The following is an 11,957-nucleotide window of genomic DNA, read 5'->3' on the forward strand; positions in this document are numbered from 1 at the left end:
TGGTACGCAGTAGTGCTGCGTTCCACTAGTTCGCGCGCTCCTTGAGCAAGCGAATGGCGGTGTCGATGTCGCTGAACGGCACGCGCTCGTTGCCGACAATTTGGTACGGTTCGTGACCCTTGCCCTGCAAGAGCACCACGTCATCCGGATTCGCGGCGTCAATCGCGTAGGCAATAGCGGTTGCCCGATCGCGGATCTCCACCACTCGCTCCGGATGCTCGAACCCCGCCCGAATGTGCGCCACGATCTGGTCGCCGTCTTCGTTGTGCACGTCGTCGTCCGTGACCACGATCACGTCGGAGGCTTCTTCCACGATGCGTGCCATGACCGGACGCTTGCCCGGATCGCGGTCGCCCGTAGCACCGAAAACGGTCACGATACGGGCGTGACCCGATTCGCGCAGAGCGGTGACGGCCTGTTGCACGGCATCAGGGGTGTGGCCAGCATCCACAACCACCAACGGCAGTTGGTCGTTTTCGCGGATGCGGGTCATGCGACCCAGCACCGGCTGCAGTGGAACCAACACCTCGGCTATCTCTCGCGGCTCGACACCTTGCGCCCACAGCACCGTCGCGCACGTCAGCAGGTTGTCTACGTTGAATCGCCCGATGAGGCCGCTCGCGACGTGGTGACTCTCGCCCTCAATCACGAGATCGAACTCGAGTCCCTCGGTCGTGAGCTGCACGTTGTCAGCGCGAACACTTGCTTCGGAGTGGCCCCGCGAGGTCATTCCGATTGCACGCACTCCGGCCGGAACCGTGTGGTGAAAGTGGTTGAGCGCAGCGTCGTCGTCAAGGTTCAACAGCGCCGTCTGGATGCCCGGCAGTGCGAAAATCTTGGCCTTCTGTGCCGCGTACTCCTCCATCGACCCGTGATAGTCGAGGTGATCGCGCGTGAAGTTCGTGAACGCCACGATGTCGAAGGCAACCCCGTCGACCCGGCGCTGTTCGAGCGCGTGAGAGCTGACCTCCATGGCAACGTTCTTCACGCCGGCACGGTTGAAGTCATCCAAGAACTGGTGAACAGCGGTCACTTGCGGCGTCGTCATACCCATGTTGATGCGACGCTCACCCGTGATGCCAGCACCGAGCGTGCCGATCGTGGCCGAGCTCATGCCGAGCTCAGCCCAGGCCTGCGTGAGCAAGTGCGCGGTCGAGGTTTTGCCGTTGGTGCCGGTGATGCCCACCATCGCCATGGCGGCGGATGGATGTTCCACAAAGGCATCCGATTGAACCCCGACAACGTCGCGCAGGCCCTCAATCGCATACACCCGCTCATCGAGCTCAACGCCCTCGGCGGCCTTCGCGTCCACGAGTACCGCAACGGCACCCTGGGCGAGGGCGGCGTCAATGTACGGCAGAGCCGACGACGCACTCGTACCAATGGCGACGAATACGTCATCCGCTCCCGCCTCTCGGCTGTCTTGCACAAGGCGACGAGCCTGAAGAGTTACTCCGCTGTGCGCCGCGTCCCACAGACCGAGGTCGACCGGGCGCAGCGGCGCGTTCTCTCCGGCTTGACCGGAGGACCACACTTCGATCACGCGAACTCGAATACGAACTCGACTTCAACTGGAGCGTCGAGGGGCAAAACAGCAACGCCAACAGCGCTGCGAGCGTGCTTACCGATCTCTCCGAAGATCTCAACAAGAAGCTCAGACGCTCCGTTGATGACCCCGGGCTGGCCGGTGAAACTCGGGTCGGAAGCAACGAAACCGACAACCTTCACGACGCGCGTGATGCGGTCGAGAGACCCGATAGCGCCCTTGGCCGCAGCGAGGCCGTTCAAGACACAGGTCTTGGCGTATTCGTGGGCATCAGCAGCATCCACTTCAGCGCCGACTTTGCCGGTGGCAGGAAGAGCGCCGTCGACCATGGGCAGTTGGCCGGCCGTGTAGACCAAGTTTCCCGAAACCATAGCTGGCAAGTAGGCGGCAAGAGGCTTTGAGGTTTCTGGGACGCTCAAGCCGAGTTCTGCGAGCCGTTCATCGAGCTGCGACATTTAGTTATTCTCTTCCTTGATCCGTTTGAAATAAGCGACCGGGCCCCCTTCGGGGCCGGTACCGACCTGCACAAGTTCCCAACCCTCTGAACCCCAGTTATTGAGGATCGCGGTGGAATTGTGCACCATCAGCGGTGTTGTCAGGTACTCCCATTTAGGCATATTTGCGGCTCCCGTTCAGCATGGCGTTATCAATAATCCCCTACTGTTGATCATATGTCTGCCCTAAAAACTCCGCGTCGCGGCATCGTCTCGGCTATCGCCGGACTGATCGGCTTCAGCGCACTCTCCGGCGTGCTCGTTACCGCCATGATTGCGCCCGCGCTCGCCGTCACTGGCATCACCGCTTCTAGCACCATCGGAATCTTCGATGGGCTCCCCGATTACCTCGAAATCGACCAACAGCCCGAACGAAACACGATCTACGCCCAGTTCACCGGCTCGGGCAACGTCGATGGCTATTACCCCATCGCCACGATCTATGACCAAAACCGTCAAGAGGTCAGCTACGACGAGATCTCGCAGTACGCAATCGACGCAGTTGTTGCCGGGGAAGACCGCCGCTTCTTCGAGCACGGAGGCGTCGACCTCACATCGCTAGTGCGTGCTGCCATCGGCAACGTTGTTTCGTCAGGCATCGAGAGTGGTGCATCAACCCTCACAATGCAGCTCGTTAAAAACACGTTCATCTCAGAAGCAGAATCTCTGCCAACCGAAGATGAGCGCTCGGCCGCGTATCTTGCCGCCACGAGTCAGTCCTTCGACCGCAAGCTCAAGGAAATGAAGCTGGCAATCGGTCTTGAGAAGCGGTACACGAAGAAGGAAATCCTGACCGCGTACCTCAATATCGCCAACTTTGGCAATGCTACTTACGGCATCCAGGCCGCCGCGCAGCGCTATTACAGCGTTGATGCGAAGGATCTCACCCTCGAGCAATCAGCAAGCCTGATCGCCATCGTTCAAGAGCCCAGCGTCCGAAACCTGTCGGATCCTGAAAACTATGCAGCCAACCAAGATCGTCGCGACGTTATCTTGACCGCGATGCTCGATGTTGGCTCAATCGACCGCGAACAGTACGACGAAGCTCGTGCCATTCAGGTTGACGAAGAATCCGTCAACCTCTCTGCGCCAAATAATGGTTGCACCTCGGCCTACGAGTACGCGAAGTGGTTCTGCGACTACGTGGTTAAGAGCGTGCCCGACTTCGAATTCTTGGGAGCCACGGTAGAAGAGCGCGAAGATAACTGGAAGCAGGGCGGTTACGACCTTTACACGACCCTCGACCTCGACGCTCAAATTCCCGCCCAGAGAGCCACTTGGACGTACGCGCCCAATGACGAGACTGGACTCAATCTGGGAAGCGCCACCTCCACCGTCGAGGCAGGCACCGGGCGAGTGCTCGTGATGGCCGAAAATAAAATCTTCAACGACACACTCGACGGTGGCGGCATCGAGAGTACCGCTGTGAACTACAACACAAGCTACGACTACGGCGGATCTAGCGGCTTCCAGCCCGGATCGACGTACAAGGTCTTCACGCTCATCGAGTGGCTGATTCAGGGCAAGGGAATCTACGAGCGACTTGAGGGTACCGCTCGCGACATCCCCGGCTCTGAGTTCCTCGACAGTTGCAACGGCCCCTACGGCGGAACGGTGGAATTCGGCAACAACGCGAACGAATCCGGAATCTTCACGGTTGCCGAGGGCACCGCCGAGTCGATCAACGGCATTTTCTTCTCGATGGCGACCCAGCTTGACCTCTGCAACATCCGCGACGTTGCCGCGAGCATGGGCGTCGAGCGCGCCGATGGTGACGAGCTGCAGAGCTTCCCGTCGTCGATCATCGGTACTAACGATGTGACGCCGCTCAGCATCGCTTCCGCCTACGCCGCAATCGGCGCTGGCGGACTCTGGTGTGAGCCGATCATCATCGACAAGGCAATCAGCGCGAACAACACCGATCTTGGTGGTCAGGAGCAGAACTGCCGCCAGGCAATCTCCCCCGAGGTCGCTGCGACCACCGCATTTGTACTCACTGAAGTACTGAACCGCGGCAACGCTGCCTACTCCGACCCCAACGATGGCATCCCGATCTTTGGTAAGACGGGAACCACCGACGGCGCTGTCCACACGTGGATGGCCAGCGGAACGACTCGCTACGGCACGGCGACCTGGGTCGGAAATATTTCCGGGTTCCAAAACATCAGCCAGCTCTACTACGAAGGTGTCGATGGGTACAAATTGCGCCATTACATCACCAAAGCAACGGACACTGCGCTGAACATCAAGTATCCGGGTGGAGCTCTTCCCGAGCCCGCCTCCGACCTCCTTGTCGGTTCCGGTACCGAAGTCCCCGATCTTGCCCAGCAGAGCTTGGAGCAAGCCAAATCTGTTCTTGCAAGCCTTGGGTTCACGTTCAAAGATGGTGGCGAAGTCGATTCCGAACTTCCCGCGGGACAGGTTGTGAAGACGGAACCTGCAGCGGGAGTCCAATCCGCAGCCGGCGCGACCGTGACGGTGTACACCAGCAAGGGAAACAAGATTGCAATCCCGGACGCAGTCGCTGATGGTCAGTCGAATGACTTTGCGACAGCTCAGGGAATCTTGAACGGTGCAGGTTTCTCCAATATTGATCAAGCCTGCGAGTTGGTGCCCCCCGGTGATCCGAGCGAGGGCAAGGTAACCGCCTCGAGCCCGTCGGCAGGAACCGCGGCCAAGACGAGTTCGACAATCACCCTCACCGTGGCACAGTCAACGCCGTGCCCGTAAGTAAACGCGTCTCCCCCGCAGCTACTGCACTCGGTGCGGTAGCTGCGGCAGGGGTCGCCGCGTTCGCGTGGGGCGCCCTCGTCGAGCGCAATGCGTTCACCGTGCGGCACGAGACTCTGCCGATTCTTGATCCCAGCGCACGCGACATCACTGTGCTGCACATCTCGGATCTGCACATGGCCCCGTGGCAAACACGCAAGCAAGACTGGGTTCGCACGCTCGCTATGTACGAACCTGACCTCGTGATCAACACGGGAGACAACCTTGGTCACACCGACGGCATCCTCGGAATCAAGCGTGCCTTCGAGCCATTCGAAGGCACTCCCGGTGTCTTTGTGCACGGGTCGAACGACTACTTCGGTCCGCAGTTCAAGAACCCCTTTACGTACTTCACCGGCCCGTCGTCGGGGCACCGCCCCGTGGAACACCTCGACGCGGATGCCCTCAATGCGTTCTTCGAAGACGAACTCGGCTGGCTGTCGCTCAACAACCAAGCACGCGCGATCGAACTTCGTGGTTCGCGACTAGAACTCTTTGGCACCGCTGACGCTCACCGCGGCTGGGAACGGCTCGACCGTCTCCCCGCCAATGTCGAAGAGATGCGCGAGAATGTGGGTTGGGCGGATGACCCGCACGGCCCCGAGACGGTAGCCCTCGGCGTGACGCACGCCCCTTACCGTCGCGTGCTCGATGCTCTCGTCACGAACGGAGCAGACGCAATCTTCGCGGGCCACACCCACGGAGGCCAAGTTCGGGTTCCTGGCATGCCAGCGCTCGTCACGAATTGCGACATTCCTCGCGAGCAGGCAAGCGGTCTGAGCATCTGGCATCACTTGCGTCGGGCGGCGTTCTTGAACGTCAGTGCGGGCCTCGGAACATCGATTTATGCGCCTGTTCGCTTCGCCTGCAAGCCTGAAGCTGTCGTAGTGACGCTCACTGCCGGAGATATCGGCTATTCTTGATCTATTCGTCGCGTCAGTGACGGATGATCGGGGTGTGGCGCAGCTTGGTAGCGCGCTTCGTTCGGGACGAAGAGGTCGTGGGTTCAAATCCCGCTACCCCGACAAACCACTGGCTCTGAGCTGCAGAAGTGCGAGTCTCAGACAGTTCACTAATCGCTCTCCTTCGGGAGGGCGATTTGTGTTTGGTCATGGTGCACGGCCGGCTGGCGCCGCAGAGCTCCAGCGGCGTTCGATTCACCCCCGAGCGGTGCCCTACTCTTGACAAGTGGCCGACGTAACACTTACAGCCGAACGAATCATTCGCCGCTTCGCCCGCGACACCAACCTTTTGGTCGCCGGCCGCAGCGTGCACATCAGCGCAGCTCAGCCCGAAACCGCTGAACTCACCGCCACTTCTCGCGAACTAACGCGAATGTTGCGCGCGCTGGGTGCTCACGTTGTCACCGCTCGCCATCACGACGACGGCGCCACCGCATCCGCTCATCTCCTCGACGTCCAGTTGGATGCCGCTGGCCCCGATTCAGAGATCACCGCCACGTTCTTCCTGGGTGGCGCTCCCCTGCCGTCGCGCGGAGACGCCGACGGACGTATCGACTTCGCGGGCGAACACATGCCCGTCTCGCGACTCGTAGCGAAGGGCCTCGGCGAGCGCGGTTCGGTACAGGGCTTACGCATCGGCATCGCCATGGTGCTCGAACCTAAAACTGCCCAATTGGCGCTGTTGCTTGCGGCCGCGGGGGCCGAGGTCGCGGTGTACGCGCACCCGGATGAGATCGATGCGTCTGTTGCGAAAGCACTGCGGGCGCGCGGTATTGCTGTCGACGGCTCCGAAACGCTGAGCGGCCAGGCCGAGCGCGCTGCTGCGCTGGCGTTCCTCGAACGCGGTTTCGACATCCTTCTCGACGATGGTTCGCACCTCATCCGTCTTGCACATGACGATGCTCCGCATCTCGTGAAGCAGTGGATCGGCACGAATGAGGAGACGACGAGTGGCTTGACGCCGCTTCGCCAGATGAGCGCTCTGGGCATCCTCGACACTGCTGTGTTTGCGGTCAATGACGCTCAGATGAAGACGCGTTTCGACAACCGTTACGGCACCGGCCAGTCGTGTGTGTTCGCGATTGCGGATGCTCTCGACCGAGTGGGCGTGACCGTGCGCGATCAGCCCGCACTCGTGATCGGCTATGGCCCGGTGGGTGAGGGCGTCGCCGCTCACCTCGCGGCGCTCGGAGCCGAGGTGCGCGTGGCCGAGGTCGACCCTGTAGTGGCGCTTCGTGCTGCCCATGATGGTTACGCCATCGGCGAGGCTGCCGAGCTCGGTGCCGGCGCCCTCGTCGTCTCGAGCACCGGCGTTGCGCACACGATCAGCGCCGACCTCGCCCGCACAGCGCGGGCCGTTGCTGTGGCCGGCGGAGTTCCCGGAGAACTCGATCTCGACGACTTGCTCATGGGCGATCCCGCCGAACAACTCACGCCGCTCGCCGCCCACGTTGAACGCGCTGACCCGGCGGGCACCCTCGTGCTCGACCGTGGAGGCTGCATCAACATCACGGCAGCCGAAGGCAACCCGATCGAGATCATGGATCTCTCGTTCGCCGTTCAGCTCGCCGCCGTCGAAGAACTCGTCGTCACGCGACCGGCCGTCGGAGTGCACGCACTCCCCTCCAGCATCGACGACACTGTCGCGCGCGCCGCCGTGGCCGCCCGCGGTGAATCCATCGACACCCCCGCCGACGCCCAAGTGGCTGCGGCCCACGACTGGCGCTCCCGCCGCTACCTCAGCTCTTCACCGAATCAGGAAACCCGATGAGTAACCTCCATCCCGAGGCAACCGCAAGCACCACTGCGGATGCCGACCACCAGGTCGTGCTGTACACTGCCGGCCTCGTGATCCCCATCACTGCTCCCCCGCTGCTGAACGGCGCCATTGCCGTGCGTGACGGTCGCATTCTGCACGTCGGCGAGCGCGACTGGGTTCGCCGTTCCCTCGCCGATCGCGGTATCGGTGCGCGCGAAATTCACTGGCCCGGCGTCCTCCTACCCGGGCTCGTCAACGCGCACTCACACTTGCAGTACACCGGTATGGCCGAAGTCGGCCGCGGGCAGTACAACGGTTTCGATGACTGGTCTACCGCGTTCAACCCCGTGTACGACCAACCCCACGACTGGGCTGCGGATGCCGCGGCGGGTGCTCAGCTCATGATCGAAGCGGGCACCACCGCCGTGGCCGACATCGTGACCGATGGCGAGGCATCCGCTGCGCTGCACGACGCCGGGTTGCACGGCATCACGTATTGGGAAGTCATGAGCTGGACCAACGACGACTGGGCTCGCACCGGCCGTCAGCAGGTCGAGGCGGCTCTGGATGCTCTGCCCTCGCCGCCCGGAACCGGGCTCTCGCCGCACGCCCCGTATTCGCTCGAGGTCGTGCCACTGCTCGAAATCCCCGACATCGTTCGCGAGCGCGGAAGCCGCCTGCATTTACACCTAGGCGAAGCGGCATTCGAGCGTGAGTTCCACCACGAGCTCGGTGACCCGTGGCATGGCCGCGAGCTCGGCAGCTTTCGTGAGCTGCGCGCCGCAGGCTTCGGCACCGGTGCCACAGAGTTCGTTGACCAGCTCGGCGTGCTCGGTCCCGACTGCCACATCGCGCACGGCATCTACATGACCGCGCGCGACCGTGCCCTTCTGCGGGCTCGCGGCACGAGCGTGGCACTCTGCCCCCGCTCCAACGCTGTAATCGGCCTCGACGAGCCTCCCGTGGCCGCCTATCTGGCCGAGGGCAACGCGCTGGCCATCGGCACCGACTCCCTCTCGTCGAGCCCTTCACTCGACCTGATGGCGGATGTCGCGGAGCTTTCCCGCATCGCGCACTCCCAAGGACACACAATGCGCGATCTGCCCGAACGCCTACTGCGGGCAGCGACCCTCGGCGGCGCTCACGCCATGGGCATCGACGTCGGTCCCGATCGCACCGGTCACCTCGCTGTGGGCGCGCTCGCCGACCTCGCGTTCTTCGACATCCCTGTCACCGGAATCGAAGACACCATCGTTGCCCTCGTCGAGTCCGGTACCGGCCGCGCCGCTGCCACGCTCGTCTCCGGCCGCGTACGTTTTGCCAGCACCTCCTTCATGAACCAGACCGGAGTAACCGCCCATGACTGATCCCACTGCTGCCTCCGGCGCCGCTCATGCTGACGATGACACCCGCCCGGCAACCGCGCAGCTACTCAACCTCGAATCGCACCCCGAGGGCGGCTGGTTCCGTCGCACCTGGGCCGGCACTAGCCCCGTCGAGACTCCGAACGGCGCACGGCCCTCGGCCACGTGCATCCACTACCTACTCGTTCCTGGCGAGCACAGTGACTGGCACGTCGTAGCCAATGATGAAATTTGGATGTGGCACGGCCCCGGAACGCTTGAGCTCTCACTCGGCGGAAGCGGTGACCTGCCCGACGAAGAGAACGTTCAGCGCTTCGTTTTGGGCCCCGATCTCGCCAACGGGCACGTCGCTCAAGTCGTTGTTCCGGCCGGCGTCTGGCAAGCCGGCCGCCTGACCGCCGACAGCGAGGTGCTCGTGAGTTGTTTTGTGTCGCCCGGTTTCGACTTCGCTGACTGGCGACTTGTAAAGTAGCAAGTCTGTAATCCTTTTCTCCGCCCGAGCACAGCACCGCTCGGGTGACGTTCGTTCAACCACCTCACGCACCGCAACTGGAGAACTCCATGACCTCAACACGGCATTTCCGTCGGGCCCTCGTCGCCACCGCAGCAGCAGCTGTTTTGGCATTGACCGCTTGCACCGCAGACACCACCGCCGACACGAGCTCGACCGTTGACGACGGATCGCTGCCCACCCTGACCGAGGGCAAGCTCACCATCGCTACCGGCGAGCCCGCCTACGCTCCGTGGATGGTCGACAACGACCCCACGAACGGTGAAGGCTTCGAAGCTGCCGTGGCGTACGCTCTCGCCGACGAACTCGGCTTCACCGCCGATGACGTGGTCTGGGTTCGCTCGAGCTTCGACAGCGCCATCGCACCGGGCCCCAAAGACTGGGACCTCAACCTGCAGCAGTTCTCGATCACCGAAGACCGCAAGCAAGCCGTTGACTTCTCCAGCCCGTACTACACGACCACTCAGGCGATCATCGCGACGGAGAGCTCGGCGGCAGCCGGCGCCACATCGCTCGCCGACCTCAAGGACGTCATCGTCGGTGTCGCTAGCGGCAGCACCAGCTACACGATCGCCGCTGAAGCTCTGGGAGACGACCTCTCGGTCTTCAACTCCAACGAAGACGGCGTTCTTGCGCTCACCAGCGGTCAGATCGATGCTTTCGTCATCGACCTGCCCAGCGCGTTCTACCTCGCCAACGTTGAAATCGACGGTGGCGTTATTCTCGGCCAGTTCGAGTCCTCCGCCGGCGGCGATGAGTTCGCTTTCGTGCTGCCGAAGGACTCCGAGCTCACCTCCGCTGTGAGCGAGGCTCTCGACGCTCTGGCTGCTGATGGAACTCTTCAAGCCATCCAAGACGAATGGCTCAGCGCTGCCGTCGACGTTCCTGTACTGAAGTAAGACCACGCCGATGAGCACCTCCACGAGCACGCCGTCGTGGCGCCCAAGCGAGCTCGAGCTGTCACGACGGAGCGTGCGCCGGCGCGCCACCGGTCGTTCGGTGCTCATCGGCATTGTGAGCACGATCGCATTTGCGGCGATTGTCGGATTACTCGTCGTCAACACCCCCGGGTGGGAGAGCGTCAAAGCGTCGTTCTTCGACTTTGAGGTGGGGGCGGCAAGCGTGCCGTCGATCCTGGTCGGGCTGTGGCTCAACATTCAGGTGCTCTTTATCTCAGCGATCGGCGTTGCCATTTTTGGCACTCTGCTCGCTGTAACGCGATCGCTGCGCGGACCGGTTTTCTTTCCGCTCCGCGCAGCGGCAACGATCTACACCGACCTCTTTCGCGGGATGCCGCTGCTGATCGTTCTCTACCTGGTCGGCTTCGGGCTGCCGGCGCTCGATATCTTCCCGCGCATGCCGGCCATGTTCTGGGGAACGATCGCCCTCATCCTCACCTATTCGGCTTATGTGGCTGAGGTACTGCGCGCGGGCATGGAAGCCGTACACCCATCGCAGCGCATGGCAGCCCGCTCGCTGGGTCTGAGCCACGCCAAGACCCTGCGCATCGTCGTGATCCCGCAGGGCATTCGCAAGGTCGTTCCCGCCCTGATGAACGACTTTGTCTCTATGCAAAAAGACGTGGGGCTCATCTCGATTCTGGGTGCCGTGGATGCCGTACGCGCTGCTCAGATTCAGGTCGCCCAGAGCTACAACTTCACGCCCTACGTGATCGCCGCCCTGCTCTTCGTCGCCCTGAGTTGGCCGATGATCAGGCTCACCGATTGGCTCACCGCACGACTCGCTAAGCGCGAGCAGATCGGAGGCGTCGTATGAGTGTTCTCGACGTGCGCGGAGTGCGCAAGCAATTCGATGACCACGAGGTTCTGCGCGGGGTCGACCTCTCAATCAGCAAGCACGAAGTCGTCGTGCTCATAGGAGCCTCGGGCTCGGGCAAGTCGACGCTGCTGCGAACAATCAACCTCATCGAGCGTGTGGATGACGGCCAGATCTTGCTCAATGGCGACGACATCACCGACCCCGGCATGAATGCCGACTCAGCTCGCAGCCGCATCGGTGTGGTGTTCCAGCACTTCAACCTTTTCCCGCACTTGCGCGTAATCGACAACATCACGTTGGCCGCGCGCGAGGTGCACGGAATGACGAAGACGGATGCCACAGAGCGAGCGATGAAGCTGCTCGTCTCGCTGGGCCTCGGCGACAAAGCGCGTGACTACCCCGATCGTCTCTCCGGCGGCCAGCAACAGCGTGTGGCCATCATTCGTGCGGTGCTCACCGACCCTGAGCTGCTTCTTCTCGACGAGATTACGAGTGCTCTGGACCCTCAGCTCGTTGGTGAAGTTCTCGACCTCGTACGGCGCCTGAAAACTGACGGCTCGACGATTCTCATGGCAACACACGAGATGTCTTTCGCGCGCGAAGTTGCCGACCGCATCGTGTTCATGCAGGGTGGCCGCATCGTTGAGCAAGGAACTCCTGCCCAGATCTTCGACTCACCTCAAGAACCTGAGACCGTGCAGTTTCTCTCGCGCGTTCGCCACTAAGACGCGAGCAGCGGCAGCGGCAGCGAGACAGGAACGCGCGCGGGCACC

Annotated in this window: 11 protein-coding genes and 1 tRNA gene; 9 read left to right on the forward strand and 3 right to left on the reverse strand. The window is 62.2% G+C overall.

Features of this window, described 5'->3' with window-relative positions; genetic code table 11:
• Nucleotides 1–25 precede the first annotated feature (25 nt).
• Genes ACWTV3_RS11400 through sp36 form a run of 3 tightly spaced genes read right to left on the reverse strand, consistent with a single transcriptional unit; the run spans nt 26 to nt 2,163 of the window.
• Nucleotides 26–1,543, reverse strand: coding sequence for a UDP-N-acetylmuramoyl-L-alanyl-D-glutamate--2,6-diaminopimelate ligase (locus ACWTV3_RS11400; protein ID WP_498478322.1), 1,518 nt, complete (start codon nt 1,541–1,543; stop codon nt 26–28).
• Nucleotides 1,540–2,001 (reverse strand): RidA family protein, encoded by a 462-nt coding sequence (locus ACWTV3_RS11405; RefSeq protein WP_498478323.1) that lies wholly within the window; start codon nt 1,999–2,001, stop codon nt 1,540–1,542. Before ACWTV3_RS11405 ends, ACWTV3_RS11400 begins: the two co-directional genes overlap by 4 nt.
• On the reverse strand, nt 2,002–2,163 hold the full coding sequence (gene sp36 / locus ACWTV3_RS11410; protein WP_192893583.1) for a Sp36 family protein: 162 nt from the start codon (nt 2,161–2,163) through the stop codon (nt 2,002–2,004).
• Nucleotides 2,164–2,217: 54 nt separating this feature from the next.
• Between sp36 and ACWTV3_RS11415 the strand changes: the two genes are divergently transcribed.
• From ACWTV3_RS11415 to ACWTV3_RS11455, 9 genes are all read left to right on the forward strand, one after another.
• A complete protein-coding gene (locus tag ACWTV3_RS11415; RefSeq protein ID WP_498478324.1) occupies nt 2,218–4,770 on the forward strand; it encodes a transglycosylase domain-containing protein in 2,553 nt (850 codons plus the stop codon).
• A complete protein-coding gene (locus ACWTV3_RS11420; RefSeq protein ID WP_498478325.1) occupies nt 4,761–5,732 on the forward strand; it encodes a metallophosphoesterase in 972 nt (323 codons plus the stop codon). The genes ACWTV3_RS11415 and ACWTV3_RS11420 overlap by 10 nt, the downstream gene beginning before the upstream one ends.
• Nucleotides 5,733–5,760: 28 nt before the next feature.
• Nucleotides 5,761–5,834, forward strand: a tRNA-Pro gene (locus tag ACWTV3_RS11425).
• A 163-nt stretch (nt 5,835–5,997) separates the two neighbouring features.
• A complete protein-coding gene (locus ACWTV3_RS11430) occupies nt 5,998–7,542 on the forward strand; it encodes an adenosylhomocysteinase (protein WP_498478326.1) in 1,545 nt (514 codons plus the stop codon).
• A complete protein-coding gene (locus ACWTV3_RS11435) occupies nt 7,539–8,897 on the forward strand; it encodes an amidohydrolase family protein (protein ID WP_498478328.1) in 1,359 nt (452 codons plus the stop codon). Before ACWTV3_RS11430 ends, ACWTV3_RS11435 begins: the two co-directional genes overlap by 4 nt.
• On the forward strand, nt 8,890–9,366 hold the full coding sequence (locus tag ACWTV3_RS11440) for a cupin domain-containing protein (RefSeq protein ID WP_498478329.1): 477 nt from the start codon (nt 8,890–8,892) through the stop codon (nt 9,364–9,366). The genes ACWTV3_RS11435 and ACWTV3_RS11440 overlap by 8 nt, the downstream gene beginning before the upstream one ends.
• An 89-nt stretch (nt 9,367–9,455) precedes the next feature.
• Nucleotides 9,456–10,304: an ABC transporter substrate-binding protein gene (locus ACWTV3_RS11445; RefSeq protein ID WP_498478330.1), complete on the forward strand. Its 849-nt coding sequence runs from the start codon at nt 9,456–9,458 to the stop codon at nt 10,302–10,304.
• A gap of 10 nt (nt 10,305–10,314) precedes the next feature.
• Nucleotides 10,315–11,181: an amino acid ABC transporter permease gene (locus ACWTV3_RS11450; protein ID WP_498478331.1), complete on the forward strand. Its 867-nt coding sequence runs from the start codon at nt 10,315–10,317 to the stop codon at nt 11,179–11,181.
• Complete coding sequence (locus ACWTV3_RS11455; protein ID WP_498478332.1) at nt 11,178–11,909, forward strand: amino acid ABC transporter ATP-binding protein; 732 nt, start codon at nt 11,178–11,180, stop codon at nt 11,907–11,909. Before ACWTV3_RS11450 ends, ACWTV3_RS11455 begins: the two co-directional genes overlap by 4 nt.
• Nucleotides 11,910–11,957: the final 48 nt, after the last annotated feature.

Source organism: Salinibacterium sp. AL4.1 (assembly GCF_059767305.1).

What these genes read in the sequence shown, in the direction of transcription:
- ACWTV3_RS11405 (WP_498478323.1), bottom strand. Translation starts at nt 2,001, where the DNA reads ATGTCGCAGCTCGATGAACGGCTCGCAGAACTCGGCTTGAGCGTCCCA.
- sp36 (WP_192893583.1), bottom strand. Translation starts at nt 2,163, where the DNA reads ATGCCTAAATGGGAGTACCTGACAACACCGCTGATGGTGCACAATTCC.
- ACWTV3_RS11415 (WP_498478324.1), top strand. Translation starts at nt 2,218, where the DNA reads ATGTCTGCCCTAAAAACTCCGCGTCGCGGCATCGTCTCGGCTATCGCC.
- ACWTV3_RS11435 (WP_498478328.1), top strand. Translation starts at nt 7,539, where the DNA reads ATGAGTAACCTCCATCCCGAGGCAACCGCAAGCACCACTGCGGATGCC.
- ACWTV3_RS11440 (WP_498478329.1), top strand. Translation starts at nt 8,890, where the DNA reads ATGACTGATCCCACTGCTGCCTCCGGCGCCGCTCATGCTGACGATGAC.
- ACWTV3_RS11445 (WP_498478330.1), top strand. Translation starts at nt 9,456, where the DNA reads ATGACCTCAACACGGCATTTCCGTCGGGCCCTCGTCGCCACCGCAGCA.
- ACWTV3_RS11450 (WP_498478331.1), top strand. Translation starts at nt 10,315, where the DNA reads ATGAGCACCTCCACGAGCACGCCGTCGTGGCGCCCAAGCGAGCTCGAG.
- ACWTV3_RS11455 (WP_498478332.1), top strand. Translation starts at nt 11,178, where the DNA reads ATGAGTGTTCTCGACGTGCGCGGAGTGCGCAAGCAATTCGATGACCAC.